This window comes from Rhizobacter sp. P2_G4 (assembly GCF_056403575.1).
Map to the genome: position 1 here is coordinate 246,966 of NZ_JBFUFG010000001.1, position 24,332 is coordinate 271,297.

28 protein-coding genes are annotated in these 24,332 nt (G+C 66.5%); 13 read left to right on the top strand and 15 right to left on the bottom strand.

What is annotated here, in order from left to right:
• Positions 1–72 precede the first annotated feature (72 nt).
• From AC1DYS_RS01210 to AC1DYS_RS01220, 3 genes are all read left to right on the top strand, one after another.
• Positions 73–1,068: a hypothetical protein gene (locus AC1DYS_RS01210; protein ID WP_477895243.1), complete on the top strand. Its 996-nt coding sequence runs from the start codon at positions 73–75 to the stop codon at positions 1,066–1,068.
• Between the two features lie 201 nt (positions 1,069–1,269).
• The gene (locus AC1DYS_RS01215; RefSeq protein WP_477895245.1) at positions 1,270–1,632 is read left to right on the top strand and encodes a PEP-CTERM sorting domain-containing protein; all 363 of its coding nucleotides are present in this window, start codon (positions 1,270–1,272) and stop codon (positions 1,630–1,632) included.
• Between the two features lie 72 nt (positions 1,633–1,704).
• Positions 1,705–2,682 (top strand): cation diffusion facilitator family transporter, encoded by a 978-nt coding sequence (locus AC1DYS_RS01220; protein ID WP_477895247.1) that lies wholly within the window; start codon positions 1,705–1,707, stop codon positions 2,680–2,682.
• Here AC1DYS_RS01220 and AC1DYS_RS01225 read toward each other — a convergent pair.
• Complete coding sequence (locus tag AC1DYS_RS01225) at positions 2,582–3,400, bottom strand: S1 family peptidase (protein WP_477895249.1); 819 nt, start codon at positions 3,398–3,400, stop codon at positions 2,582–2,584. The two genes, AC1DYS_RS01220 and AC1DYS_RS01225, sit on opposite strands and share 101 nt — an antisense overlap.
• A 133-nt stretch (positions 3,401–3,533) precedes the next feature.
• On the opposite strand from AC1DYS_RS01225, the gene AC1DYS_RS01230 reads away from it, so the two are divergent.
• Positions 3,534–4,409: a transglutaminase-like domain-containing protein gene (locus tag AC1DYS_RS01230; RefSeq protein WP_477895251.1), complete on the top strand. Its 876-nt coding sequence runs from the start codon at positions 3,534–3,536 to the stop codon at positions 4,407–4,409.
• Between the two features lie 118 nt (positions 4,410–4,527).
• Positions 4,528–4,848, top strand: coding sequence for a hypothetical protein (locus AC1DYS_RS01235; protein ID WP_047498473.1), 321 nt, complete (start codon positions 4,528–4,530; stop codon positions 4,846–4,848).
• A gap of 7 nt (positions 4,849–4,855) precedes the next feature.
• On the opposite strand, the gene AC1DYS_RS01240 is transcribed toward AC1DYS_RS01235, so the two are convergent.
• The 3 genes from AC1DYS_RS01240 to AC1DYS_RS01250 form a co-directional block, all read right to left on the bottom strand.
• Positions 4,856–7,051, bottom strand: coding sequence for an acyl-CoA dehydrogenase (locus tag AC1DYS_RS01240; RefSeq protein ID WP_477895253.1), 2,196 nt, complete (start codon positions 7,049–7,051; stop codon positions 4,856–4,858).
• An 87-nt stretch (positions 7,052–7,138) separates the two neighbouring features.
• Positions 7,139–7,381 (bottom strand): F0F1 ATP synthase subunit C, encoded by a 243-nt coding sequence (gene atpE, locus AC1DYS_RS01245; protein WP_047498486.1) that lies wholly within the window; start codon positions 7,379–7,381, stop codon positions 7,139–7,141.
• Positions 7,382–7,479: 98 nt separating this feature from the next.
• Positions 7,480–8,457 carry a Bug family tripartite tricarboxylate transporter substrate binding protein gene (locus AC1DYS_RS01250; RefSeq protein WP_477895255.1) on the bottom strand — a complete coding sequence of 326 codons (978 nt, stop codon included), beginning with the start codon at positions 8,455–8,457 and terminating at the stop codon, positions 7,480–7,482.
• Between the two features lie 90 nt (positions 8,458–8,547).
• Here AC1DYS_RS01250 and AC1DYS_RS01255 point away from each other — a divergent pair, with 90 nt between their 5' ends.
• Together AC1DYS_RS01255 and AC1DYS_RS01260 are read left to right on the top strand one after the other, a co-directional pair.
• Positions 8,548–9,849: an amidohydrolase family protein gene (locus AC1DYS_RS01255; protein WP_477895257.1), complete on the top strand. Its 1,302-nt coding sequence runs from the start codon at positions 8,548–8,550 to the stop codon at positions 9,847–9,849.
• A gap of 102 nt (positions 9,850–9,951) precedes the next feature.
• Positions 9,952–10,569 (top strand): glutathione S-transferase C-terminal domain-containing protein, encoded by a 618-nt coding sequence (locus AC1DYS_RS01260; protein WP_477895259.1) that lies wholly within the window; start codon positions 9,952–9,954, stop codon positions 10,567–10,569.
• A gap of 130 nt (positions 10,570–10,699) precedes the next feature.
• Here the strand turns inward: AC1DYS_RS01260 and AC1DYS_RS01265 are convergent, their stop codons facing one another.
• Both AC1DYS_RS01265 and AC1DYS_RS01270 read right to left on the bottom strand, forming a co-directional pair.
• A complete protein-coding gene (locus AC1DYS_RS01265) occupies positions 10,700–11,347 on the bottom strand; it encodes a response regulator (RefSeq protein WP_477895261.1) in 648 nt (215 codons plus the stop codon).
• A gap of 91 nt (positions 11,348–11,438) precedes the next feature.
• A complete protein-coding gene (locus AC1DYS_RS01270; protein WP_477895263.1) occupies positions 11,439–13,064 on the bottom strand; it encodes an FMN-binding glutamate synthase family protein in 1,626 nt (541 codons plus the stop codon).
• A 355-nt stretch (positions 13,065–13,419) separates the two neighbouring features.
• Between AC1DYS_RS01270 and AC1DYS_RS01275 the strand changes: the two genes are divergently transcribed.
• Complete coding sequence (locus AC1DYS_RS01275; protein WP_477895265.1) at positions 13,420–14,571, top strand: ABC transporter substrate-binding protein; 1,152 nt, start codon at positions 13,420–13,422, stop codon at positions 14,569–14,571.
• A gap of 9 nt (positions 14,572–14,580) precedes the next feature.
• Here the strand turns inward: AC1DYS_RS01275 and AC1DYS_RS01280 are convergent, their stop codons facing one another.
• From AC1DYS_RS01280 to AC1DYS_RS01295, 4 genes are read right to left on the bottom strand one after another with little or no spacing between them, the layout of a single operon-like run.
• Positions 14,581–15,471: an alpha/beta fold hydrolase gene (locus tag AC1DYS_RS01280; protein WP_477895267.1), complete on the bottom strand. Its 891-nt coding sequence runs from the start codon at positions 15,469–15,471 to the stop codon at positions 14,581–14,583.
• A 32-nt stretch (positions 15,472–15,503) separates the two neighbouring features.
• A complete protein-coding gene (locus AC1DYS_RS01285) occupies positions 15,504–16,988 on the bottom strand; it encodes a nitric oxide reductase activation protein NorD (protein ID WP_477895269.1) in 1,485 nt (494 codons plus the stop codon).
• 13 nt (positions 16,989–17,001) lie between these two features.
• Positions 17,002–17,796 (bottom strand): CbbQ/NirQ/NorQ/GpvN family protein, encoded by a 795-nt coding sequence (locus AC1DYS_RS01290; RefSeq protein WP_477895271.1) that lies wholly within the window; start codon positions 17,794–17,796, stop codon positions 17,002–17,004.
• Positions 17,797–17,819: 23 nt separating this feature from the next.
• Entirely contained in the window at positions 17,820–18,860 is a 1,041-nt protein-coding gene (locus AC1DYS_RS01295; protein ID WP_477895273.1) for an aliphatic amidase, read from the bottom strand.
• Positions 18,861–18,995: 135 nt separating this feature from the next.
• Between AC1DYS_RS01295 and AC1DYS_RS01300 the strand changes: the two genes are divergently transcribed.
• Positions 18,996–19,205: an oxidoreductase-like domain-containing protein gene (locus tag AC1DYS_RS01300; protein ID WP_477895275.1), complete on the top strand. Its 210-nt coding sequence runs from the start codon at positions 18,996–18,998 to the stop codon at positions 19,203–19,205.
• Positions 19,206–19,220: 15 nt separating this feature from the next.
• Here the strand turns inward: AC1DYS_RS01300 and AC1DYS_RS01305 are convergent, their stop codons facing one another.
• Entirely contained in the window at positions 19,221–19,919 is a 699-nt protein-coding gene (locus AC1DYS_RS01305; RefSeq protein ID WP_477895279.1) for a PadR family transcriptional regulator, read from the bottom strand.
• Positions 19,920–20,047: 128 nt separating this feature from the next.
• Positions 20,048–20,419 (bottom strand): hypothetical protein, encoded by a 372-nt coding sequence (locus tag AC1DYS_RS01310; protein WP_477895281.1) that lies wholly within the window; start codon positions 20,417–20,419, stop codon positions 20,048–20,050.
• Positions 20,420–20,466: 47 nt separating this feature from the next.
• Here AC1DYS_RS01310 and AC1DYS_RS01315 point away from each other — a divergent pair, with 47 nt between their 5' ends.
• The 4 genes from AC1DYS_RS01315 (at position 20,467) to AC1DYS_RS01330 (ending at position 23,053) form a co-directional block, all read left to right on the top strand.
• The gene (locus AC1DYS_RS01315) at positions 20,467–21,270 is read left to right on the top strand and encodes a HipA family kinase (protein ID WP_477895283.1); all 804 of its coding nucleotides are present in this window, start codon (positions 20,467–20,469) and stop codon (positions 21,268–21,270) included.
• Positions 21,248–21,649 (top strand): DUF3037 domain-containing protein, encoded by a 402-nt coding sequence (locus AC1DYS_RS01320; protein ID WP_477895285.1) that lies wholly within the window; start codon positions 21,248–21,250, stop codon positions 21,647–21,649. Before AC1DYS_RS01315 ends, AC1DYS_RS01320 begins: the two co-directional genes overlap by 23 nt.
• A gap of 89 nt (positions 21,650–21,738) precedes the next feature.
• A complete protein-coding gene (locus AC1DYS_RS01325; RefSeq protein WP_477895287.1) occupies positions 21,739–22,386 on the top strand; it encodes a LysE family translocator in 648 nt (215 codons plus the stop codon).
• Positions 22,376–23,053 (top strand): DUF1579 family protein, encoded by a 678-nt coding sequence (locus AC1DYS_RS01330; protein ID WP_477895289.1) that lies wholly within the window; start codon positions 22,376–22,378, stop codon positions 23,051–23,053. The genes AC1DYS_RS01325 and AC1DYS_RS01330 overlap by 11 nt, the downstream gene beginning before the upstream one ends.
• Positions 23,054–23,244: 191 nt before the next feature.
• Here the strand turns inward: AC1DYS_RS01330 and AC1DYS_RS01335 are convergent, their stop codons facing one another.
• The 3 genes from AC1DYS_RS01335 to AC1DYS_RS01345 form a co-directional block, all read right to left on the bottom strand.
• Positions 23,245–23,499, bottom strand: a complete 255-nt coding sequence (locus AC1DYS_RS01335; RefSeq protein ID WP_477895291.1) for a hypothetical protein — start codon at positions 23,497–23,499, stop codon at positions 23,245–23,247.
• Between the two features lie 70 nt (positions 23,500–23,569).
• Positions 23,570–24,022: a hypothetical protein gene (locus AC1DYS_RS01340; protein WP_477895293.1), complete on the bottom strand. Its 453-nt coding sequence runs from the start codon at positions 24,020–24,022 to the stop codon at positions 23,570–23,572.
• 37 nt (positions 24,023–24,059) lie between these two features.
• Entirely contained in the window at positions 24,060–24,332 is a 273-nt protein-coding gene (locus AC1DYS_RS01345; protein ID WP_477895295.1) for a DUF3297 family protein, read from the bottom strand.

Genomic DNA, 24,332 nt, shown 5'->3' on the forward strand with positions numbered 1-24,332 from the left:
ACCCCTGCGTTCCGATGTTCTGCGCCGGCGCTGATCTCCATGATCAGCTCATCAGATTCATCGGAGGCGAACATGAACGACGACGTGAGATTGGCTGGTGTTCCAGGAGACCCGCATCGCATTCGCTCACCGCTTGCCGCGAACACCGTGGTGGCAGCGGACGCTGGTGCCTCGGCTGTCTCGTGGGGTGCCATCTTCGCGGGCGCCGCCAGCGCGGCGGCACTCTCGTTGATTCTTCTGATCCTCGGCACCGGGCTCGGCTTGTCGTCTGTCTCTCCCTTCTCAGGGCAAGGTGCGGGCGCCACCGCGTTCGGCGTGTCGACCATCCTGTGGCTCAGCTTCACGCAGCTCGCGGCCTCGGGCATCGGCGGCTACCTGGCCGGCCGGCTGCGCACGCATTGGGCCGGCGCACAGGCCGACGAGGTCTACTTCCGCGACACGGCCCACGGCTTTCTTGCCTGGGGCGTGGCGACCTTGCTCACAGCGGCGTTGTTGAGTTCGGTGATCGGCAGCATCGTGAGTGGCGGCGCGCAGGCGGCCGCTTCGGTCGCGGGCACGGCCACCACCGGCGCCACGGTCGCAACTGCCGCGCAGGCCAGCCGGGCAGAAGGATCGGGGTCGACGGACGTCACCGGCTACTTTGTCGATTCGCTGTTCCGTCGGGATGCGAGCGCAGCCGCGGCCTCGGCACCCACAGCCACGCCAACAGCCACCGACCCCGGCAGCAGCGATGCGGGCGCCCGGGCTGCGTCGACAGCCGAGGCAGGCCGCATCCTCACCAGCGCACTGGCGAGCGGCAGCCTGCCTCCCGAGGACGCGAGCTACCTCGGGCAACTGGTGGCGCAACGCACCGGCTTGTCGCAAGCCGATGCGCAGAAGCGCGTGACCGACACCTTCGCCCGCGCGCAAGCCAAGCTGAAGAGCGCCGAAGCATCCGCTCGCGACGCGGCCGACAAGGCACGCAAGGCCTCGTCGTACGCCGCGCTGTGGCTCTTCGTGTCGCTGCTCATCGGCGCCTTCGTCGCGAGCCTGTCGGCCACTTACGGCGGCCGTCGTCGCGATCTCTAAAACCAGACATCAGGAGACTGCAGTGCGTTCCATCCTCTTGTACCTGCTCGGCATTCCCATCCCCATCATCATCCTGATCGCGCTGTTCACGCACTGAGCAGAGCGTTTGAGGGTCGATGCCCCTTGGTGATACCGGGGCGTCACGCCAGCGTCATCGCTGCCGCGCACAGTGGCTTCTTCTTCACACTAAAGGAGAGGCCCATGCACTTCCTCCACAAGATCGCTGGACTGGGTGTACTGATCGCCAGCTTCGCGGTCAGCGCCCAGGCCTCTTTCATCGCCTTGCCGACGGACGGCGCCCACGCTGGGTTGGCGATGCAGAAGACAAATGCAGCCGAGACAGCATTCGCCGAACTCAGCGACAAGCAGAGCGTGCTCAAGCTCGCGTTGGCGGATGGCCGGTATGGGCGCCTGCCACTGTCGGCGAGCACGATCGAGAACCAGGTGCCGCCGGTGCAGGTGAACGACGCCACAACGGGCGTCGTCCCGGAGCCATCGACCTATGCCACCTTGCTGGCCGGCTTGGCCTTGCTCACCCTGGTGATGAACCGGCGTCGCGACTGAACCGGAGGCGTCCTCGGACGCGAAGCCGAACACTGCGCGACACTGGGCGGCCACCTCACCGGGCCGCCCCGCATGAAATACATCGAACACGACGAGCCAGAAGACAGTGGGCGCAGCCCTGAACTGCGCGCCGCCGCCGCATCACGCAGCACCTGGGTCAGCGTGGTCGTGAACGTGGTGCTGTCGGCCACACAGATCGTGGTGGGCGTGTTGTCCAAGTCGCAGGGCCTGGTGGCCGACGGGTTGCATTCGCTGTCCGACCTGGTGTCCGACTTCGTCGTGCTCTTCGCCAACCACCACAGCCAGAAGGCGGCGGACCGTGAGCATCCGTACGGCCACCAGCGTTTCGAGAACGCGGCCTCGCTGGTGCTGGGGCTGCTGTTGCTGACTGTTGGCGTGGGCCTGCTGTGGTCGGCCTTCCTCAAGCTGGAAGAGCCCGACAAGGTGCCCCAGGTGCACGTGGCCGCGCTGTGGGTGGCGGTGGCCGCCTTGGTCGCGAAGGAGCTGCTCTTTCGCTACATGCTGCGGGTGGCCAAGCGGGTGAAGTCCAGCATGCTGGTGGCCAATGCCTGGCATGCCCGCTCGGATGCGGCCTCGTCGCTGGTGGTGGCGGCCGGCATCGTCGGCAACCTCGCCGGCTACCCGATCTTCGATCCGATCTCGGCGCTGATCGTCGGCTTTCTGATCATGCGCATGGGCTGGGGTTTTGCGTGGAGCGCCCTATCTGATCTGGTCGACAGCGCAGTCGATGAACAGGAAGTCGAGGCGATTCGCCGCACCCTGGCCGAGACGCCCGGGGTGAGCGGCGTGCACGACGTGCGCACACGCAAGATGGGCGACATGGTGATCGTCGATGCACACATCGAGGTTGACGCTTCGCTCACCGTCGAGGCTGGCCACGACATCGCGGTGGCGGCGCGGCAGCGCGTGCTACAGCACCACCGCGTGCTCAATCTGATGACACACGTTGATCCTTGGCATCGGCCTGATCTTGATCACGTAGCGTTGCCAGCGAACCCGCCACCGCCGGCCGATCTGCCTCCTCGGTGAGCGTCATCAGGATGTCGGCGTACCAGGCGCAGTTGAGGCCGAGCGACTCGTCTTCCTGACGGTCGCGGGTGCGCATGTCCATGCGCGCCGAGTGCACACCCAGCAGCTTCCACGGCAAGTCGCCCTCGGGCGTGTCGGACGCCGGGGCCCGCATCACCACCGGTGCGCCGCTCGTGCCGCGGTGCGTGCGCGCGTCGGTCAGAAAGAAACCCTGGCCCTGGAAACGCAGCCCGAACGACGAGGCGATGACGGCCTGGCGCACGACCGGCAGGTGGTGCAGCGTGTCGTGAAAGCCCAGCGGAAAGCCGACGATCAGGAGCGCCGTGCCGACCTCGATCTCGCCCAGCGAGGCCTGCAGGTGGCTGGGGGTGAAGGCGCGCAGCGCGACCGATGCTGGCAACGCGCTCCGGTCGAGCTCGATCACCGCGACGTCGATCTCGCCCGACGGGTCCTTGCCCTGGTGCCAGATGCTCTTGCCCTCGAGGTACAGCAGCACGGACAGGCCGGTCGAGCGCGTGAGGTTGCCGGCGTCGGTGTGCAGCTCGATCTCGATGCGGTCGGGGAAGTGCTTGCTCGGCTTGTCGATCACCACGTGGCGGCTGGTGACGAGGAACAGGCGTTCATCGCGAAGAAAGAAAAACCCGCTCGCGCGGGTGAGCAGGCGCGTGCCGTCGAAGGTGGAGATTTGCGTGGCGGCCAGCAACAAAGGTTCGGTCATCGCCCGATATACCACCTTTCGGGCTCGACCCTTGCATGCGATGGTCGGACGCGCATACTCCGCTGGTGAGCGACAGCCTCCAGGGAGCGCATTGCATTGCTGCCACCCGGCAGAGCGACCAGGAGCGCCGCACATGATCCGCATCGAACTTCACATTGAGCTGACCTACGAGATCGACCAGGGCGGCGCCGATTTCGTCTTCAACATCCATGCGGCGCACACGGCGCGGCAGACCATCTCGTCCGAGAGCCTGGTGCTGAGCCAGCCCATCACGCCGCAGATCCACACCGACCCCGTCACCGGCAACCGCTACATGCGGCTGCGCGGCCTGCCGGGCGAGCTGAAGCTGTCGTACATGGCCACGGTGGACATGGAGCACCACCGCGCCGAGCCGATGCAGCTGGCCGAGGTGCCGATTCGCAACCTGCCGCCCGAGGTCATCGGCTACATCTACCCCAGCCGCTATTGCCAGAGCGACCGGCTGGTGAAGATGGCGATCAACGAATTCGGCCAGCTCTGGCAGGGGCACAGCCGCGTGCAGGCGATCCAGGAGTGGGTGCGCCGGCACGTGAGCTTCACCTCGAACACCACCAACTCCAACACGTCGGCGGTCGACACGCTGATCGAGCAGGTGGGCGTGTGCCGCGATTTCGCGCACCTGATGATCGCGCTGTGCCGCGCGGTCAACATCCCCGCGCGCTTTGCAACCGGCACCGATTACGGCGCCGACCCGGTGCTCGGCCCGCCCGATTTCCACGCCTACGTGGAGGTGTACCTGGGCGACCGCTGGTACATCTTCGACCCGTCCGGCACGGCCATCCCGATGGCCTTCGTGCGCTTCGGCACCGGCAGAGACGCCGCTGATGTGGCATTTGCCACGATCTTCGGCGGCGTGCGCTCCCAGGCGCCGGCCATTCGTGCCTGGGCCGTGGAAGACTTGGCCCGCGGCATGGTGATGCCGTATCGCTGCCGCGAGGCGCTGTCCACCGACAACGGATCGGTCCAGTAAGCCGCCGGCCGCGACGGTTCGGAAAACGGCAGTTTTGTCCCGTCTGATCCGCGGATCGGGGACTGCCCCGCTTGCGTAACGTACAGGCTTGAACACCGCAAACTCGTTGGAGCGTGCATTGAAAACCCCCAAGCAGCGCCTTGATGGCCGTCATCTCTACGTGGACAGCCTGGCTCACAAGCTGGAGGCGATCGAATCGGGTCGCGTGCCCATGCAGCCGTTGACCTACCGCGTCAACGCCAAGATGCTGCGCCGCGCCTTGATGACCTACCCCGAAGCCGGCTTCGAAGGCCACCCCGCCACGGTGTGGGGCGTGCTGGAAGAGGCCCTGGCGAACATGTGCTTCGAGAACACCGGCCACCTGCCCACGGTGAGCGGCCAGGAGATCAAGCACATGACGGACATGCTGATCGCACGCTGCCAGCGCGCGGCGGCCTGATCTTTTCTTACGCGAGAGAGCGCACGGGCGGCGACGAGGCCGCCGGCTCCCGCTTCGTGCCGGCCACTTCGTCGGCAAAGTCATCCACCTGAATCACCCGGTCGGCGGCCCGCAGGTAAGCGAGCGCCGCAGCCGGGTTGCGTGCGTTGCGTGCCACGGCTTCAAGTGAATGGGTGCGCCGCAGGGCCTGGTTCAACTCGGGCAGCTCGTCGCCCACGGCCTGCGCGAACTCCAACGCCTGCATCAAGTCGAGCAAACCGCCCGATTTCGGGCGTGACAGGTCGGGGCACAGGCGCGCGATGAGCCCGGGGTTCGCGCGCAGCGTGTCGGCAAAGGCGATCAGGTCGAGGTCGCGAAGCGGTGCCAGGTGGCGCGTGCCACGCAGGATCGCCGGCGCGGCCATGCGCAGCAGCGTCGACGGCAGGTTGGCGTACAGGTCGCGCAGAGTGGCGGCCGCCTGGTCGAGCTGCACGCGGATGGCGGCCCGCGCGAAGGGCAGCATCTTCGGGTCGCCTTCCATCTCGTAGCGCCACACGCTGGCTGAGGCCATGTACAGGCACGACAGCACATCACCCAGCCGCGCCGACAGCAGCTCCATGCGCTTGAGCTTGCCGCCAAGCAGGCCCATCGCGAGGTCGGCCGTCAGCGCGTACTTGGCCGACAGCGAGGCGATGAGTTCGGCTTCCTTGAACAGCTCTTCGGGCGGCATGCCCAGCACCGGCGCATGCACGAGGCTGCGCCACACGTTGCGCATCACATGCCCGGCGTGCGCGAGCAGCGCCTTGCCGAGCTTCTCGGGGTCCTTGGCCTGCACGGCCGCCATCTCGTTCAGCACATGCGGGTGGCAGCGGATCGCGCCCTGGCCGAAGATGATCAGCGCCCGCGTCAGCAGGTTGGCCCCTTCGACGGTGATGGCGATCGGCGCATGGCGGTACGAGATGCCGAGCAGGTTCTTCGGGCCGGAGATGATGCCCTTGCCGCCGAGCACGTCCATGCCGTCGTTGACGGCGCGCCGCCCGGCCTCGGTGAGGTGCACCTTGAGAATGGCGCTGGCCACGCTGGGCCGTGCCCCGGCGTCGAGCGCGGCGGCGGTGTAGCGGCGCGCCGCATCGGTGGCGTAGAGGCGGGCCGAGGTGTTGGCGATCAGCCCGGCGATCGCGTGGAACTTGCTGATCTGCAGGCCGAACTGTTCGCGGATCTGCCCGTAGCCGTTGAGCACGAAGAGCGTGGTCTGCTGCATGGCCGAGCCGAGCGCCGGCAGCGAAATCGCGCGGCCCGCGGCCAGGCTTTCCATCAGCATGCGCCAGCCCTGGCCCACCTGTTTCTCGCCGCCGATGATCCAGTCCATCGGCACGAAGACGTCATCGCCGTGGATGGGCCCGTTCATGAAGGCCGAGTCCATCGGCCGATGGCGGCGGCCGATCGTCATGCCGGGCGTGGGCACGGGGATCAGCGCGCAGGTGATGCCCAGCATCTGCCGGTCTTCGGGCAGGCTCTCGTCGACGGCCTGGAAGGCCAGGCCCACGACGGTGGCCACCGGCGCGAGCGTGATGTAGCGCTTGTCGAAGCGGACCATGAAGCCGCGCACCCGGCGGCCGTCGATCACGCGCTCGGTGAGCACGCCGCGGTCGGGAATGGCGGCTGCGTCCGACCCGGCGTAGGGCGAGGTGAGGCCGAAGCAGGGCAGATCGCGGCCGTCGGCCAGGCGCGGCAGGTAGTGCTGCTTTTGCGTGTCGGTGCCGTAGTGCAGCAGCAGCTCGGCGGGGCCGAGCGAGTTGGGCACCATCACCGTGACTGCACAGGCCACGTTGGCGGTGGCAATGCGCGTGACCACGGCGGCATGCGCGTAGTGGCCGAAGCCGAGGCCGCCGTACTCCTTGGGGATGATCATCCCGAAGAACTTCTTCTGCCGCAGGTACTGCCAGACCTCGGGGGGCAGGTCGCGCGCCTGATCGATGGCGAAGTCGTCGAGCATTGCGGCGAGTTCGACCACCTCGTCGTCGAGAAAGTCCTGTTCTTCCTCGGTCAGCTGGTTGGGGCCGATGCCGCGCAGCACGTCGAAATCGGGCCGCCCGGCGAACAATTGCCCCTCGAAGCCGACCGTGCCCGCCTCAAGCGCTGCACGCTCGGTGTCGCCCATCGGCGGCAAGGCCTTGGAAAACGGGGCAAAGGCAAATCGCCCGATGAGTCGGCTCAGTGGCATGCACCGAGCGTAGACCTCGCCGCGGAGTCTGTGAAGTCGTCCGCGGGAGAAACGCCCTGTAGGACAAAACGACGGTCCGGCGCCTGATCAGCCCTTGAACGGGTTGGCAGTCGCAAACCAGAGCCCGATGCCGGTCGCGATGATGAAAGCGCCGTCGAGCACGCCGACCAGCAGGAAGACCTTGCTTTGCAGCGGCTCCATCAGCTCAGGCTGGCGGGCAGAGGCTTCGAGGTACTTGCTCGCCATCACGCCCACACCGAGGCAGGAGCCGATGGCACCCAGGCCGATCATGTGGCCCACGGCGAGAGGGACGAGGTTGAGGCTTTCCATGTTGTTTCTCCTTGCGTTGATGAATCGGTTGGCAAGGAGATGGTCTCGCTCCGGCTGCGCAGCGTCCATGACGTGGGAGGTCATGGCGGCGGATCGGCTCAGCTGTCCACCTTGATGCCTCGTGTGCGGATGATGTCGGCCAGCAATGCCGTGTCGGCCTTCATGCGCTGGGCCAGCGCCTCGGGGCTGCTGCCCACCGCATGCCAGCTCGCGGCCAGCAGGCGCGCCTGGGTTTCGGGTTGGCGCATCACTTCAGCAATGGCGGCCGACAGCGTCGCGATGATGTGCTTGGGCAGCGACGCGGGGCCGACCAGCGCCGTCCACACCTCGAGGTCGGTGCCGCTGATGCCGCTCTCGCGCAGCGTGGGCAGCTCGGGCACCAGCGTGCTGCGTGTCGGCGAGGTGACGGCGATGGCCTTGAGCTTGCCCGCGCGCACTTGCGGCATCGCAATGGCCGGCGGCAGCAGCGAGAGCTGGATCTGCCCGGCGAGCAGTGCATTGGCCACCTGCGGGTTGCCGGCAAACGGCACGTGCACCGCGGCGATGCTGGCCTTGCTCTTCAGCAACTCCATGCCCAGGTGGGCCACCGTGCCGGGGCCTGGCGTACCGTAGTTGCCCTTGTCACCGAGTGCGCGCGCCCACTGCAGCAGTTCTGCCGGCGTGCTGCCGGTGGCGGTATTGGCGGCCGTGAGCACCAACGGCGAGGTGCCCAGCAGCGAGATGGGTGCGAAGTCGTGTGCCGGGTCGAAGGGCGTGGCGGGGTTGACCAGCTTGGCGACGGTCAGATTGCCGTTGATCAGCACGCCCAGCGTGTGCTCGTCGGTCGACTTGGCGATCTGGTCGGCGGCGATGTTGCCCGATGCGCCGGGCTTGTTCTCCACCACCACCGGCTGGCCCAGGGCGCGCGACAGGCCGTCGGACAGCGAGCGCGCCATCAGGTCGGGCGTGGAGCCGCCGGGGAAGCCGACCAGCAGGTGCAGCGGCTTGGTCGGCCAAGCAGCCTGGGCGCGGCCGATGGTGTGTGCGAAGAGTGGGCTGACGGCAAGGGCGCGCAGCAGGTGTCGCTTGGTGATCATGGAAACGTGTCTCGGGAACGTGTTTTGCGTGGGGCTGGCAAGCGTACGTCAGAATGCCTCGAACCCCGAGCGCACACCAGGAGCCGCCCCATGAACCTGCTCGTCCGCAACGCAACGCTCCCCGATGGCCGAAGCGGCATCGACGTGCTGGCCCAGGAAGGGCGCATCGCTGCGGTCGGCCCGCGACTGGCAGCGCCCGACGCAGTGACCGTGATCGACGCGCAAGGCCATCTGCTGAGCCCGCCCTTCGTCGATGCGCACTTCCACATGGACGCAACGCTGAGCCACGGCCTGCCGCGCATCAACCAGAGCGGCACGCTGCTCGAAGGCATCGCGCTGTGGGGCGAGCTCAAGCCGCTGCTCGCGCAAGAGGCGCTGGTCGAGCGTGCGATGCAGTACTGCGACTGGGCGGTGGCCAAGGGCCTGCTCGCGATCCGCACGCACGTGGACGTGTGTGACGACCGGCTGCTTGCCGTCGAAGCGCTGCTGCATGTGAAGGAGCGGGTGAAGCCCTACCTCGATCTGCAGCTGGTGGCCTTTCCGCAAGACGGCGTGCTGCGCTCCCCGACGGCGCTGGCCAACCTGAAGCGCTCGCTCGACATGGGTGTCGACGTGGTCGGTGGCATCCCCCACTTCGAACGCACCATGGCCGACGGCGCCGAGAGCGTGCGCCTGCTGTGCGAACTCGCCGCGGAGCGCGGCCTGCGGGTCGACATGCATTGCGACGAGAGCGACGACCCGCTGAGCCGGCACATCGAGACGCTGGCCTTCCACACGCAGCGCCTCGGCCTGCATGGCCGCACGACGGGTTCGCACCTCACGTCGATGCATTCGATGGACAACTACTACGTCAGCAAGCTGATCCCGTTGATCGCCGAAGCACAAGTGAATGCCATTGCGAACCCGCTGATCAACATCACGCTGCAAGGCCGCCACGACACCTACCCCAAGCGGCGCGGCATGACGCGCGTGCCCGAGCTGATGGCGGCCGGCGTGACGGTGGGGTTCGGACACGACTGCGTGATGGACCCGTGGTATTCCATGGGTTCGGGCGACATGCTCGAGGTGGCCCACATGGGCTTGCACGTGGCGCAGATGACTTCGCAGAAGCAGATGCGCGCGTGCTTCGATGCCGTCACCGCCAACAGCGCGAAGATTCTCGGGCTCGAGGGATATGGGCTGGAGGTCGGCTGCAACGCCGACTTCGTGCTGCTGCAGGCGCATTCGCCCGCCGAGGCGATCCGCCTGCGCGCCACGCGGCTGGCGGTGGTGCGGCGAGGCGCGGTGGTGTCGCGTACCCCGGCGGCCACGGCCACGCTCAGCCTGCCGGGGCGGCCTGCGCAGATCGACTGGACGCTTGACCGCGCTACGTCGCCCGACACGGCAACGTAGCGCGGTCAAGCGATGGCGTGGTGTCGAGCCGACGCCTGAAATGTTGCGTCGCCGTGATGAGGCCCTTGGCTAGAATGATTTGAAACAGGGAATTTCTCACACATGAAACTCATCGGCGCGCTCACGAGCCCCTATGTCCGCAAGGTGCGCATCGTCATGGCGGAGAAGCGCCTCGACTTCCAGATGGAGCTGGAAGACGTCTGGAACAACGACACCATCATGAAGTCCAACCCGCTCGGCAAGGTGCCGACGCTGGTGATGGAAGGTGGCGAAGCGGTCTTCGATTCGCGCGTGATCGTCGAGTACATCGACACCTTGTCGCCCGTCGGCAAGCTGATCCCTGACCGCGGCCGCGAGCGTACCGAAGTGCGCACCTGGGAAGCCCTGGCCGATGGCGTGATGGATGCAGCCATCCTCGCGCGCCTGGAGCAGAAATGGGCCGGCCGCACAGAAGCCCAGCGCAGCCCCGCCTGGATCGACCGGCAGATGGACAAGGTACATGCCTCGCTCTCGGCCATGAGCAAGGGCCTGGGCGACAAACCCTTCTGCTCCGGCATCCACTTCTCGCTCGCCGACATCGCAACCGGCTGCGCACTGGGTTACCTCGACTTCCGCTTCAGCCACATCGACTGGCGCTCGCAGTACCCGAACCTCGCGAAGCTTGAAGCAAAGCTGGCCCAGCGTCAGAGCTTCATCGACACGCTGCCCCCAGCAGCCTGACGAAAGAGCACCGAAGACGGCCAACGAGTCGCGCAGCAGACTCTGATCAAGCAACGCCCTAAGGACGGGTTCCCCGGCCCGATGGGTGGCGCCCCTTGGGGGCAGGAGCGAAAGCGACTGGGGGGCCGTGTCAAGCCGCGCGGAGTGAAAGCCGGCTGGCCTGGCGATCGAACTGCAGCTTGTGATACACGCGGCGGATGCCGCAGGCCACGCTGTGCACGCTGGCCTGCCACTGCTGGGCGATCTCGTCGATCAGGTAACCCTGAGCGGCCCATTGCAGGATCTCTTGCTCGGTGCCGGTGAGCACGAGCGGGTTCAGTGATTCGGTCATGGTGTCGAACTCCGGCCGCTCGGGCGAGCGGAAGTGCGACAGCACCTGGCGTGCAATGGTTGGTGAGATGGGTGATTCGCCGCGAGCAACCTGCTCGAGCGCGCTGACCAATGCATCGGGCTCGCTGGTGTGGACCCAATAGCCATCGGCACCAGAGCACAGGGCTTCGAGCAACAGCGTGTCGTCGTGCGCGACCATGGTCACGAGCACATGCGGGCCGGGTACGCCCTTGCGCTGGCGCAGCTCGACCAACAACGGCTGCACATCGCCGTCTTGCACACGCATGTCGGTCACGACGACGTCGGGCGTCCTGTTGCGCAGCAACTTGGTCGCTTGCTCGACGGTGTGGACGGTGCCGCAGACCCAGAAGTTTTCAGAGGCCTCAATGAGCGCGCGCAGCCGGGGGCTGGCTTCGTGGTCTCTCTGCAGCAGGAGGACGGACGGCATGAAGGCAATGGTGTGCTGGGCTGGACTGCACGCATTGTTGTGTGAAGGGGTGCATGGTGCATCCCCTGAATCTCGGGCTCATCCCCGCGTTTCAGGGGGTCGCGGCAAAGCTGTGCGCGCTGGCCATGGGCCAGTACAGCTTGAAGACGTTCTGCGTCACCTCGCCGCGCAGCAACTCGCCGGGCTTCACGAAGGGCAACAAGGAGGCCATCAACTTGACCTGGTGGTCGCTGCAGCGACGCACGATGTGCGACGCCGTGATGGCGCCGGGGTGCGTCAACCCGGCGGCCTGCACCAGTTCCTTCAAGGCCTTGAGCGTGTTCTCGTGGAAGAGTTCGACGCGCTCGGCCTTGCTGGAAACGACCAGCGCGCGCTCGCGCTGCGGGTCTTGCGTGCTGACGCCTGTCGGGCACATGCCGGTGTGGCAGTTCTGTGCCTGGATGCAGCCGAGCGCGAACATGAAGCCGCGTGCCGAATTGCACCAGTCAGCCCCCAGCGCCATCATGCGGGCGATGTCGAAAGCGCTGATGACCTTGCCAGCGCAACCGAGCTTGATCTTGTCGCGCAGGTTCAGGCCGACCAGTGTGTTGTGTACCAGCAGAAGGCCTTCCTGCAAGGGCGCGCCGACATGGTCGGTGAATTCGAGTGGCGCTGCACCGGTGCCTCCTTCGGCGCCATCGACCACGATGAAGTCGGGCGTGATGCCGGTCTCGAGCATGGCCTTGGCAATGGCAAACCACTCCCACGGGTGACCGATGCACAGCTTGAAGCCGGTGGGCTTGCCGCCCGACAGCGTGCGCAGCCGCTCGATGAAATGCATCATGCCCACCGGCGTGTCGAAGGCGCTGTGACTCGCCGGCGAAACGCAGTCGACCCAGGGCGGCACGCCGCGCGCAGCGGCGATCTCGAGGGTGACCTTGGGGCCGGGCAGCACGCCGCCGTGGCCAGGCTTCGCGCCCTGGCTCAGCTTCAGCTCGATCATCTTCACCTGCGGATCGCGTGCATTCGCAGAGAAGCGCTCGGCGTTGAAGCTGCCATCGTCATTGCGGCAACCGAAGTAACCCGAGCCGATCTCCCAGATCAGGTCGCCGCCGTTCACGCGGTGGTGCGCGCTGATCGAGCCTTCGCCGGTGTCGTGCGCAAAGCCGCCCGCCTTGGCGCCTGCGTTGAGCGCCAGGATCGCGTTGGCCGACAGTGCGCCGAAGCTCATCGCCGAGATGTTGAACACGCTGGCCAGATAGGGCTGCTCGCGCTCCGCGCCGATGGTGATGCGGAAGTCGTGCGTCGGCAGCACGGTCGGCACCAGCGAATGGTTGATCCACTCGTAGCCGGTGGCGCCCACATCCATCTGCGTGCCGAAGGGGCGCTTGTCGGGCTCGCCCTTCGAGCGCTGGTAGACCAGCGAGCGTTGCTGGCGCGAGAACGGTGCGGCTTCGTTGTCGCTCTCGATGAAGTACTGCCGCATCTCGGGCCGGATGAATTCCAGCAAGAAGCGCAGGTGACCGATCACCGGATAGTTACGCAGCACCGAATGCCGCGACTGAAGGATGTCGTGCAGCCCCACACCGAGCAACAACGCGAACAGAAGTGCGAGCCAGCCGCCGGTGTGAAAGGCGATGGCGGTGAACGCGCACAGCAGCAGCCCCACGGAGCACAGCAGCCAGGCGGTGTAGCGAATCGGGAAGTACTGGTTGAGCTTCAGCAGCCAGACATTCATGGAAACCTCTCGTCGACGGATACCGCTGCGGGGCGGCGCGCCATGGTAGTCGTTCGTCGCTCCACGCAGGTGCAAATGGTCTGCAGTGCAGCACACAGACAGCGAGTGCCGCGGCGGCTGCCACGGTGCGTGGCGAGACCGCTGCGTATGCATCGTGAAAGGTGTCGCGATAACGCATTGAATGAGCACCTCTCAGGGTGTGCGATATCGACAAGGACAAATCGAGACACTAGCCTCGCAGTCATGATTTGGTAATGAACGTTACCGGGTCGATCGAAGCTCCCCCTCCACCCACAGGCCTCGGCAGCGCACTCCCGCGCAGCGCCGCGCGCGCCAGAAAAAGTACAAACCCATGATGAATCGCAGACTCTTTCTCCATCGCGCAGGCCGCGGTGCCGCCGTCATCGGCGCCACCAGCTGGGTCGGTCCGTCGTGGGCGGCCGAAGAAGGCATCACCGCCAAGGCCATCACCATCGGCAGTTCGCTGGCGCTCACCGGCCCGCTGGGCGCCGCCGGACAGGAGCACACGTCGGCCATCCAGGCCGCGTTTGCGCAGATCAACAAGGCTGGCGGCGTGAATGGGCGAGAGCTGCGCCTCGTCTCAAAAGACGATGGCTACACCGCCGCGCGCACCGCCGAAAACGTGAAGCAGATGATCGACGACAACAGCGTCGCCGCGTTCATGTCGATCATCGGCACGCCCAACAACGCAGCCGCGTTGCCGATGACCGAGAAGGCCGGCATCCCCGTGCTGGGCCCGATCACCGGCGCGGCTTCTCTGCGCAAGGCCGAGTACAAGTCTGTCTTCCACATTCGCCCCAGCTACACGGACGAGGTGTCGCGCATGGTGCAGCAGCTGGCTCAGATGGGCCTGCACGACATTGCCATCGTCTACCTCGACAACCCCTTCGGCAAGGAAGTGCTGGCCAACATGCAGCGCGTGCTCGAAGAGCACAAGCTGAAGGCCGTGGGCGTGATTCCGCTTGCCGTCGATGGCAAGAACGCCGCTGAAGCCGTTCAGCAGACGCTCGACTGCAAGGCCGGCGCGGTGTTCCTCGGCACCGCCGGAACCGGCACCACCGACTACGTGCTGGCGTTGCGCCAGAAGGCAGCGGGCCTTCCGATGATCGGTCTGTCGGTCTCGTTCACGGAGACCAAGCGCTTGGGCTCCGCACTCACCGGTTTGGCGGTGGCCTCAGTGTTCCCGAGCGGCAACGCAACGAAGTTCGCAGTCGTGCGCAATTACAAGGCTTCGCTCGAGGCAGCGAATCTCAAGAACCCGAATTCTCTCGGCCTCGAGAGCTGGGTCAACTCTCAGGTGATGGCCGAAGGCATCCGCCGCGCGGGGCGCGACATCACGCGCGACAAGTTGCGCGTGGCCCTGGCCAGCATCCACGGCCTGGAGCTGGGCGAGGTGGTGATCAACTTCACCAACGCCAGCCCGTACGTCGGCATGACCGCCGTCAAGATGGGCGTGTTCGCCGCGGACGGGGTCCTGCGCACCTGACCGTCTGCGTCAGCCGAACGCGGCGCGCACGGCAGCCGCAACCTCGGCGTGGGCCTCTTCCGGAATGAAATGCCCGCTCTCCAGTGCCTGGCCGCTCACACGGCCGGCGCACTGTGCCTGCCACAGCTCGAGCGGCTTGAACATGCGTCCCACCACACCGCGTGAGCCCCACAGCACGAGCGTGTCGCAGGCGATGCGCTCGCCGGCCGTACGCGATGCGCGGTCGTGCTGCAGGTCTATGCCGGCCGACGCGCGGTAGTCCTCGCACATGGCGTGAATGGTCGCCGGCGTGAAGCAGCGCTCGTAGTCGGCCAGCGCCTCGGGTTCGATGTAGGCCATGCCCTTGCTGCCCAGACCGCCGAGCTTCGCGTGCAGGTAGAACACCGCGTCGCCACCGATCATGCGTTCGGGCAGGGGCGCGGGCTGGATCAGGTGGAACCAGTGGTAGTAGGCCGATGCGAAACGCGTGTCGGCCGCGTCGTACATGTCGAGCGTGGGCGCGATGTCGATCAGGCACAGCCTGCTCACTGCCTGTGGGTGATCGAGCGCCAGCCGGTGCGCCACGCGCCCACCGCGGTCGTGGCCGACCAGGCCGAAGCGCGCATGCCCGAGCGACGCCATCAGCGCCACCATGTCAGCGGCCATCACGCGCTTGCTGTAGCTCGCGTGCTCGGCATCGTCGGCGGGCTTGGCCGAGTCGCCATAGCCGCGCAGGTCGGGCATCACCAGGAAGAAGTGGTCCTTCAGTGCCAGTGCCACGCGGTGCCAGATGGCATGCGTCTGCGGGAAGCCGTGCAACAGCAAGAGGGGCGGCCCGCCGATGCGGCCACCGGTGCGCGCAAAGATGCGTGTGTTGTTGACCGCGTGCTGTTTTGCCTCGAACCCGTCGAACCAAGCCATGGATCACCTCCAGAAGGGCGATCTTGGCACTTTCAGCGGGTGTCGGCTCGCAGATGCCGCAGCCCGGCGCCGAACACGCTGCGCAATGCGCGCAGGGCTTGCACGTCTACGCACAGGCACTCGATCCGCACGTGGCGGCGTGCGGCCTCGCGCACGGCCTGCTTCGCGTCGGCGAGCAGGTAGTGCGGGTCGAACACGTCGACGTCGTGCGGCTTTCCATCGGTGAGCAGCAGCACGCGGCGGAGCGTGCCGCGCCGCGCAGTGATCAGGTGGGTGGCGTGGCGCAGCGCGGCGCCTAGGCGTGTCGACAGGCGGCTGCGCAAACCCATCAGGCGCGCGATGCACCCTGCGTCCAGGGGCTCGTCGAAGTCCTTCACGCGCTCGTAGTGCACCGCGTGGCGGCCGTCGGAGCAGAAGCTGTGGATCGCGAACGGGCCGGTCTTCTCGATTGCCAGCGCCGCGCTTTGCAGGGCCGGCATCACGCCGGCCGTGGAGGCCGAGGTGTCGATCAGCAGCAAGGTGGTGTCGGTCGCGCGCCGTGGCTCGATCCGGCGGTACACGCGCAGCTCGGCGGCATGGCCGCTGCGCAGTGCGATGCGTGCATCGATGGCGGCATCGAGATCGAACTCATCGCCATCGGGTTGCGCCATCAGCCGCATGCGCTGTCGATGTCGTTGCGGCAGCGAACGCGGCATCCGGAGAGACGACGCATCAGCAGCACGCGCCGGAGCGTCGTGCACCGCACACCAGTCGCGCCGGTACATCGGCACGAGGCGGTCCCATTCGGGATAGCTGTGCCGCTGCACTGCCGGCGCCGTCCGTTGCATGGCCCCGGCTGCAGCGCCACCTTGTGCGGTCGATGCAATCTCGTGCTCGGCGTTCACGCGGCGCTCATCGTTCGGCCACAGGCAGCTGTTGTCGTCGCGGTAGCTCGGCATCACTTCGTAAAGCCGCGCGTTGAACTGCATGCGCATCTGCCCGATGTCGTTGCCCAGCAGCGAGGCGGCATGCCGCAGCACCTCGGGCTGGCGCAGCGCCAGCATGTGGCCCGCCTCGTCGACGAAGAAGAGCTGCCGACCTTTCAGTACCCAGGGGTGCGGGTCGTGGTGCGACGGGTCGAGCAGGCAGCGCGCCAACCGGCGAAGCAGGTCTTCGAAGCTCGGCGTGTCGGTGAGCCTCACCGCATGGAACGGCAACCACAGCCGCCGCAAACCCGGCAGCTCGCGGCAGGCCAGCCATTCGACGCGCGCATCTTCGAGCGCGCCGACCAGTGCCTGCGTCACGGGCCGCAGGCCCGCCGGGTCGAAGCGGTGCTGCGAGAACACCAGGTGCGCTGCCGCATGTGCCGCGGCCGCCTGGAACCAGTGGTCCTGTGGCACGTCGGCCGGCGCATGCAGCGGCAGGTGCATGCCCAGTGGCGAGAGGAACGGGCGTGTTGACTGCGGCTCTGTGATGTCGAGCAGCGTCGGCGTGATATTCCACAGGCTGCGCAGGTAGGGCGAGAGCGCAGGGTTCATGGCGTGTGTGTTTTCAGAACGATGCGTCGACGGTGGCGAGCAGCGCGGCGGACACCTCGGGGTCGTCCGAAAGAGGTGCTGCCACAGCGACGCGGCAGGCGGCGATCGGCGGTACGCCTTTGCGGATCAGCCGGCCCGCATGCACCAGCATGCGCGTCGATGCACCTTCGTCCAACCCGTGGCCCTGCAACCGTCGTGTGCGCACGCCGAGCGCCACCAGCCGTGCGGCCGTCTCCATGTCGAGGCCGGCTTCATGCGACACGATGGCGACCTCGATCTCGGTGGCGGGATAGCCGAAGGCCAGCGCGCAGAAGCGCTGCCGTGTCGACGGCTTCAGCTCCTTGTGGCCGCCCGGGTTGTACGAAGCCACGAGGAGGAAGTCGGGATGGGCCTGAACGATCTCGTTGCGCTTGTCCAGCGGCAGCATGCGCCGCGTGTCGGTCAGCGGGTGCATCACGACCGTGGTGTCGGCGCGCGCCTCGACCAGTTCGTCGAGATAGCAGATGGCACCGCTGCGTGCCGCCAGGGTCAGCGGCCCGTCTTGCCAGCGCGTGCCGTTGGCATCGAGCAGCCAGCGGCCAGTGAGGTCGGCGGCGCTGGTGTCGTCGTTGCACGCCACCGTGATCAGCGGGCGCTTCAGGCGCCACGCCATGTGCTCGATGAAACGCGTCTTGCCGCAGCCGGTCGGGCCTTTCAGCAGCACGGGCAGGCGCTGCGCATAGGCAGCCTCGAACAGCGTGCATTCGTCGGCGGCCGGGTGGTAGTAGGGTTCGGACGCCAGCGCGTGAGCGTCCGCGTGGGCGTCCATAAGCAAGCCCATCACCGAGCCCATCAGCCGTGCTGCGGTGTGGCGGCGTTCGGGATGCCCTCGATCGGCGCCTCGTCGGTGCCCACGGTGCTGCGGGTGAATGACTCGACGCGTTTGCGCGTGCCCTCGGGGTCGTTGATCCACTGCGAATAGAACTCGTAGGGGCAGGCGGCCACGCCCTTGTCGCCCTCGCGGGAGTTGATGAGCCCTGTGTAGCCGCGGTGCACCAGCTTGAAGAGGTGGTTCTCCGATTGCCCGTTTTTGCGGAAGTCGCGGATCAGGCTCTTGCTCAGCGCGGCGTACTGGATGCCCATCTCCTCTTCGCCGCACTCGCCCAGCGTGCGGCCGTCAAAGCCGATCAGGGCCGAGTGGCCGAAGTACGAGTACACGCCATCGAACCCAGCCGCATTGGCCACCGCCACGTACACGTTGTTGGCGAAGGCCATGGCCTTGCTGATGAGGATCTGCTGCTCTTTCGCCGGGTACATGTAGCCCTGGCAGCGCACGATGAGTTCGGCGCCCTTCATCGCGCAGTCGCGCCAGATCTCGGGGTAGTTGCCGTCGTCGCAGATGATGAGGCTGATCTTCAGGCCCTTGGGGCCGTCGCTCACGTAGGTGCAGTTCCCGGGGTACCAGCCTTCGATGGGCACCCACGGCATGATCTTGCGGTACTTCTGAACGATCTCTCCCTCGTCGTTCATCAAGATGAGCGTGTTGTACGGCGCCTTGTTCGGGTGCTCTTCATGCCGCTCGCCGGTGAGCGAGAAAACCCCCCAGACCTTGGCCTTGCGGCAGGCGGCGGCAAAGACCTCGGTCTCGGCACCAGGCACGCTGGCGGCGTTCTCGTACATCTCGGTGCTGTCGTACATGATCCCGTGGGTGCTGTACTCAGGGAAGATCACGAGGTCGAGCCCCGGCAGCCCCTGCTTCATGCCGACCACCATGTCGGCGATCTTCTTCGCGTTGGCCAGCACCTCGGCGCGTGTGTGCAGGCGCGGCATCTTGTAGTTGACGACGGCCACGCCGACGGTGTCTTTGCTGCTCGAGATGTCGCCGTGAATCATGTATGCCTCGCCCTCTGCAATGAATTCAATGAACCGAATCCATTGTGAAAACGGCGTCGATGCGAGCGAATACGTTGATTGACGTACGAGGCTATCCTCGCGGCTTTCACGTCACCCTCTGTTCACCTCTTTGCGATGGACGCACCACCGATCACCGACCTCGCGTCTGCGCTGACGGTCTTTCGCCACCTGCAGCAACGCGCGACGGCGCAGGGCGTGGCGCTGCGCGCACCGCCACCCGAGCCCACCACCTGCTGCGGTCGAGGCTGCAGCGGCTGCGTGTGGGAAGGCTATTTTTCAGCCGCGCACGCGTGGCGCGAAGACGCGCTGCAAGAGTTAACTTGAGCGGCAGCCGACTCCTCAGGGAGCCTTGCCTGCAGCGCGCATCTCTTCAGCGGCGCGTTGCAGGATGGCCGCGATGCGCTTTTGCTCATCGGCCGATGCGCCGTGCAGGCTGTGCAGCATGCCGCGTAACGCGTGAACCGCGTCGTGCAACTCCGGCCCGAAGCTGTGGCGCTCGCCGCGACCCCCGCGGCCACCCCGGGCACCGCGTTCCATCGCGAAGGGGTCGCCTTCGTCGGACGGTGCAGCGCCTTCGCTGAAGGCGGCGCGCATCTTGGCCATCTTCTGGCCGATCCACACGAGCTGCTTCAGCAGCGTGTCGGCGGCCTCCCGGTTTTCGTCGAGGTGGGCCAACCCGGCGACGGTGATGCTGTAGAGCTTCTTGGTGCCCTCGGCCTCGACGGTGGCGTGGCCGATTTCTTCCAGGTAGGTGAGCGCCGGGTAGACCATGCCGGGGCTCGGGCTGTAGTAGCTGTTCGAGCGCTCGTCCAGCGCCTTGATGATCTCGTAGCCGTGGTGCGGCTTCTCGGCCAGCAGCGCCAGGATCAGCAGCTGCAGGTCGGCCGAACCGAGCTTGCGCCCCGGCCCCAGCCCGCCGCCGCTGCGGCCCGGCTCGCCGGGAAAGCCGGAGCCGCGGTCGAACCCGAAGCCGTGAAAGCCGCGGTGGCCGTGGCGCCCCGCGTGATGATGGTGGTGGTGAAGGTGATGACTGAGCATGTGGAATCGTTCAAAGAAGCGCATGGCGGCTCCAGGAGTTGCGTGGTATGTCGTTGAATATATCTTACGATACATCGTACGTGCAATTACCACGCGTTGAACGTTGGCATCCGAACTCGCGAGAACGCTCAGTCTTCGTCGGCGGTGATCCGCAGCGCAACGCGCCGGGCGCCATGCACGTCGGTGCTGGCCACCACGCGCAGCGGCTGGCCGGCGGGTACCGTGCGACGGAAGCGGTAGTCGAGCGAATCGCGCCCGCTGGGCTGCGTGTCTTCGCGGCGCTGCCACTCCTGCGAGCCATCGACCAGCACGCGCATCGCGTGCCAGGCGTCATCCCGCCCGCGGGCGTCGACGGTCAGGCTGCAGAAGAGTTCGAAGTCGCGGTCGCGCAGCGCGTCGGGCGGGATGGTGAGCTGCGCCACATCGCCGTCTTCGGCGTCGGCTTCCCAATGTTCTGGCGCGGGGCGAGCTGGGGCAGGCGAGGTGGAGGTCTTGCGCATCGCAACAAGTCTAGCGAGGGCTTGATTGCAGGGACAATCGGCGGGTCATGCAGCTTCGCACCGTCACCGCCACCCGCTACATCACGCCGTTGCGCGAGGGCGGGTCGTTGCCGGCGATCGTCGAAGCCGACGACGACGGTTTGTACGTGCTCAAGTTCCGGGGAGCCGGGCAGGGCCCGAAGGCCTTGATCGCCGAGCTGGTGGCCGGCGAGATCGGCCGCCTGCTGGGCCTGCCGGTGCCGGAGATCGTGTTCGCCCGGCTCGACGCCGAACTCGCCCGCACCGAGCCCGACCCAGAGATCCAGGACCTCATCCGCGCGAGCGCCGACCTGCCGGGCACGAGCGATGGCCTGAACCTCGCGCTCGACTACCTGCCGGGCTCGGTCACCTACGACCCGCTGGCCGAGCCGGTCGATGCCACGCTCGCCTCGAGCATCGTCTGGTTCGATGCCTTCGTCACCAACCTCGACCGCACGCCGCGCAATGCCAACATGCTGATGTGGCACCGCAAGCTCTGGCTGATCGACCACGGTGCCGCCCTCTACTTTCATCACCAGTGGGACGGTTTCATGGAGCGCGCGCAAAGCCCGTTCGCGCTCGTGAAGGACCACGTGCTGCTGCCTTTCGCCAGCCGGCTCGACGAAGTCGATGCCGCGCTTGCGGCGCTCGTCACCCCCGAGCGCCTGCAAGCCGTGGTGGCGCTGATCCCCGACAGCTGGCTCGCCGACGACCCGATGTTCTCGGGCCCGGCCGCGCAACGCCGTGCCTACGTCGACTACTTCGTCCGTCGCCTGCTGGCGCCGCGTGCGTTCGTGGAGGAGGCCACCCGTGCCCACCTTGCACACGTATGACTACGCCATCGTGCGGGTCGTACCGCGCGTGGAACGGGGCGAGTTCATCAACGCCGGTGTGGTGCTGTCATGCAAGAGCGCGGGCTACCTGAAGGCCGGCATTGAGCTCGATGAAGCGCGTTTGCTGGCGCTCGATCCCGCTGCTGACATCGACGCCATCCGTGCGACGCTGGCCACTTTGCCCGCCATCTGCGAAGGGGGTGCGGCCGCGGGCGCGCTCGGGCGGCTGTCGTCGCGCGAGCGCTTCGACTGGCTGGTCGCCCCGCGCAGCACCAGCATCCAGACCTCGGCTGTGCACAGCGGGCTCTGCGACGACCTGGGTGCCGCGCTTGAGCGGCTGATGCAGCGCATGGTGCGGGCGAACACGAAAAGTTCGTAGTTCCCTCCGCGGCAGATTCAAACCTGCCAGACGTTGTCATGTTATGGGCGAGATGATGCCTTCATCGCCTGCAACAACGTCTGCCGCCCATGTTCGACCTCTCTCACACCAGCCACTTCTGGCTCTACTTCGTGCTCGTGGCCGGCATCATCGCCCTGCCCGGCATGGACATGGCGTTCGTGATGGCCAGCTCGCTGGTCGGCGGGCGACGAGCCGGCGCGGCCGCGGTCGCCGGCATCGTTGCGGGCGGCGTGATCCACGTCGCCATGGCGTCGCTCGGGGTCGGCCTGCTGCTCATGTCGGCACCGCGGCTCTTCAACATCTTGCTGTTGGCAGGCTCGCTGTACGTGGCTTGGATGGGCTGGTCGCTGGTGCGTGGCGCGAGCGCATTCGGCGAGGTACACGAACGGGCTTCACGCCCGCTGGGCTCGATCTTCACCCGTGCGGTGCTCACCTGCTTGCTCAACCCCAAGGCCTACATCTTCACCATCGCGGTGTTCCCGCAATTCCTGCGCCCTGACTACGGCTCGATCGTGGGCCAGTCGGTGGTGCTGTCGACGATCACCGCGTTGACGCAGGCTGGTGTCTACGGGGGCGTGGCGGTCGGAGCCGCCGGCTTGCGGGGCTGGCTGCGCAGCAACGCCACGGCGCAGGTCTTGATGGGCCGAAGCGTCGGTGCGCTGCTGTTGCTGGTGGCAATGTGGACGGCATGGAAGGGTTGGCAGCATGGCCAATGAAACGCCGCGCGCTCCGTTCGACGACACCGCGAGCACCCACGTGCCGTCACGCCGCGACCTCTTCATTCTTGCGGGCCAGCTTGCGTTCCTGGCCGCATGCACCCCTCTACCCACCCTGAAGGAGAAACCGATGACCCCATCGAGCGAGCACGACTTCGACTTTCTGATCGGCAGCTGGCGCGTCTTCCACCAACGCCTGCGCAAGCGCCTGGCGGGCAACGACGAATGGCAGGAGTTCGACGGCACCTGCACCATGCACACGCTGCTCGGTGGACAGGGCAATGTCGACGACAACGTGATGAACCTGCCGGGCGGCACCTACCGCGGCGTGGGCCTGCGCTCCTTCGACCCGGCCACCCGGCGCTGGGCGATCTGGTGGCTGGACTCGCGCACCGCGCACACCATTGACACGCCGGTGATCGGCAGTTTCGACAACGGCGTCGGCAGCTTCTATGCCGACGAAAGCTTCAACGGCAAGCCGATCCGGGTGCGCTTTCGGTGGACGCACACGCACACCGCATCACCGCATTGGGAGCAGGCCTTCTCACCCGACGGCGGCGCCACCTGGGAGGTCAACTGGAAGATGCGCTTCGTTCGCGTGACCGCCAGCGTCTCTGGTACCGCCTCCGGTACAGCTTCTGGTACAAACAGCGAGGCATCTGCCTAACTGACCGGAGATTGAAATGAGTGCTGACAGAGATCGCGGGACCCGCCGAGAGAAACAGAAGCGGGCCAAGGACAAGAAGAAAGAGGCGAAGCGCGCCCGCACGCCAGCAAAGGCGGCCGCGTAACGCGGTGGGTCGAAGCCTGCTTCGTCAGGCTTCTCCTTCCAATGGGTCGTCGACACGAATGCGGCGATCAGACATGAAGTTCCAGCTGTGTGGACGGCGGTTCTGCCTCCACATCGAGCGGAAAAGTTTCCAGGATGGCCGCACCGATACCGGCACCGACCGCCTCCACGGCAGTGCGTTGATCGACGGTGAATGAGCCTTCGGGCTCATAACGATTGGCCACCAGCGCACAGCGCTGGGCGATGACGCCGGCCAGCTGCCGAGCGACCGGAAGAGGAATCTGAAACTGACTCGCGAACGACTCGAGAACGGCGTGTTGCATGGGGCACCTCGCTGATACTGTATGGATGAACAGTATAAAAAACGAGGCGGCTGCGTCAAGGCAAACTCCCTTAACTTTTTTCCGTCGAACCACCCTTCGGCGGGCGCACCGAATCGGCCAGCTTCTTCGGTGCGAGCCGGCAATAGCTGGCGGTAACCAGCCCGGCGACTTCATCCCAATCGGTGTGGGCATCGAGCGCCATGCCGACGATGTCGGGCCACCAGCCGGGCTTGAAGAACGGCGCCCAGCTGTAGGCGTAGACGTCGAGCTCAGGCAGTGCCGAGCGGAAGGTCATCACGCAAAGCGGCCCTTCGGATTTCGCGGCTTTTGCATACGCCGGCGGCCAGCCGGCGTCGATCATCAGTACATGGGCGAATGTGTGCTTGCGGATGCGCCACCGCGTGCCGACCCAGGCCGGCTCTTCGATGGTCTCGGGCAGCTCGCTGCAGATAGCCCGCAGCTTCGCGACGATCTCGGGCGGGACAACATTCGCACGACTCACACGACTCGCACGCTCGGGCATTCGTCTCGTGCCTCAGGTGCTCGTCACACCCGCAGCCTCAGCGGTAGAACGCCTCGACCCGGCCCTTCAGTTTGATCATCAGGGGTTGGCCCTTGCGGTCCAGCGTCTTGCCGGCAGGTACCCGGACCCAGCCTTCGCTGATGCAGTACTCCTCGACGTCGAAGCGCTCCTTGTCGTTGAGGCGAATGCCGATCTCATGCGCGAACACCGCGGCAATGTGAAACGGGCTGCGCGGGTCGATCGACAGGCGGTCGGGCAGAGCGGGCTTGTCGCTAGCGTCTTGAGGGATGTCTTCGGTCTTGTCGTTCAT

Excerpts from the sequence above, each read along its gene's own strand:
- AC1DYS_RS01210 (WP_477895243.1), top strand. The coding sequence starts at position 73 with ATGAACGACGACGTGAGATTGGCTGGTGTTCCAGGAGACCCGCATCGC.
- AC1DYS_RS01215 (WP_477895245.1), top strand. The coding sequence starts at position 1,270 with ATGCACTTCCTCCACAAGATCGCTGGACTGGGTGTACTGATCGCCAGC.
- AC1DYS_RS01220 (WP_477895247.1), top strand. The coding sequence starts at position 1,705 with ATGAAATACATCGAACACGACGAGCCAGAAGACAGTGGGCGCAGCCCT.
- AC1DYS_RS01225 (WP_477895249.1), bottom strand. The coding sequence starts at position 3,400 with ATGACCGAACCTTTGTTGCTGGCCGCCACGCAAATCTCCACCTTCGAC.
- AC1DYS_RS01230 (WP_477895251.1), top strand. The coding sequence starts at position 3,534 with ATGATCCGCATCGAACTTCACATTGAGCTGACCTACGAGATCGACCAG.
- AC1DYS_RS01240 (WP_477895253.1), bottom strand. The coding sequence starts at position 7,051 with ATGCCACTGAGCCGACTCATCGGGCGATTTGCCTTTGCCCCGTTTTCC.
- atpE (WP_047498486.1), bottom strand. The coding sequence starts at position 7,381 with ATGGAAAGCCTCAACCTCGTCCCTCTCGCCGTGGGCCACATGATCGGC.
- AC1DYS_RS01250 (WP_477895255.1), bottom strand. The coding sequence starts at position 8,457 with ATGATCACCAAGCGACACCTGCTGCGCGCCCTTGCCGTCAGCCCACTC.
- AC1DYS_RS01255 (WP_477895257.1), top strand. The coding sequence starts at position 8,548 with ATGAACCTGCTCGTCCGCAACGCAACGCTCCCCGATGGCCGAAGCGGC.
- AC1DYS_RS01260 (WP_477895259.1), top strand. The coding sequence starts at position 9,952 with ATGAAACTCATCGGCGCGCTCACGAGCCCCTATGTCCGCAAGGTGCGC.
- AC1DYS_RS01265 (WP_477895261.1), bottom strand. The coding sequence starts at position 11,347 with ATGCCGTCCGTCCTCCTGCTGCAGAGAGACCACGAAGCCAGCCCCCGG.
- AC1DYS_RS01270 (WP_477895263.1), bottom strand. The coding sequence starts at position 13,064 with ATGAATGTCTGGCTGCTGAAGCTCAACCAGTACTTCCCGATTCGCTAC.
- AC1DYS_RS01275 (WP_477895265.1), top strand. The coding sequence starts at position 13,420 with ATGAATCGCAGACTCTTTCTCCATCGCGCAGGCCGCGGTGCCGCCGTC.
- AC1DYS_RS01280 (WP_477895267.1), bottom strand. The coding sequence starts at position 15,471 with ATGGCTTGGTTCGACGGGTTCGAGGCAAAACAGCACGCGGTCAACAAC.
- AC1DYS_RS01285 (WP_477895269.1), bottom strand. The coding sequence starts at position 16,988 with ATGAACCCTGCGCTCTCGCCCTACCTGCGCAGCCTGTGGAATATCACG.
- AC1DYS_RS01290 (WP_477895271.1), bottom strand. The coding sequence starts at position 17,796 with ATGGACGCCCACGCGGACGCTCACGCGCTGGCGTCCGAACCCTACTAC.
- AC1DYS_RS01295 (WP_477895273.1), bottom strand. The coding sequence starts at position 18,860 with ATGATTCACGGCGACATCTCGAGCAGCAAAGACACCGTCGGCGTGGCC.
- AC1DYS_RS01300 (WP_477895275.1), top strand. The coding sequence starts at position 18,996 with ATGGACGCACCACCGATCACCGACCTCGCGTCTGCGCTGACGGTCTTT.
- AC1DYS_RS01305 (WP_477895279.1), bottom strand. The coding sequence starts at position 19,919 with ATGCTCAGTCATCACCTTCACCACCACCATCATCACGCGGGGCGCCAC.
- AC1DYS_RS01310 (WP_477895281.1), bottom strand. The coding sequence starts at position 20,419 with ATGCGCAAGACCTCCACCTCGCCTGCCCCAGCTCGCCCCGCGCCAGAA.
- AC1DYS_RS01315 (WP_477895283.1), top strand. The coding sequence starts at position 20,467 with ATGCAGCTTCGCACCGTCACCGCCACCCGCTACATCACGCCGTTGCGC.
- AC1DYS_RS01325 (WP_477895287.1), top strand. The coding sequence starts at position 21,739 with ATGTTCGACCTCTCTCACACCAGCCACTTCTGGCTCTACTTCGTGCTC.
- AC1DYS_RS01330 (WP_477895289.1), top strand. The coding sequence starts at position 22,376 with ATGGCCAATGAAACGCCGCGCGCTCCGTTCGACGACACCGCGAGCACC.
- AC1DYS_RS01335 (WP_477895291.1), bottom strand. The coding sequence starts at position 23,499 with ATGCAACACGCCGTTCTCGAGTCGTTCGCGAGTCAGTTTCAGATTCCT.
- AC1DYS_RS01340 (WP_477895293.1), bottom strand. The coding sequence starts at position 24,022 with ATGCCCGAGCGTGCGAGTCGTGTGAGTCGTGCGAATGTTGTCCCGCCC.
- AC1DYS_RS01345 (WP_477895295.1), bottom strand. The coding sequence starts at position 24,332 with ATGAACGACAAGACCGAAGACATCCCTCAAGACGCTAGCGACAAGCCC.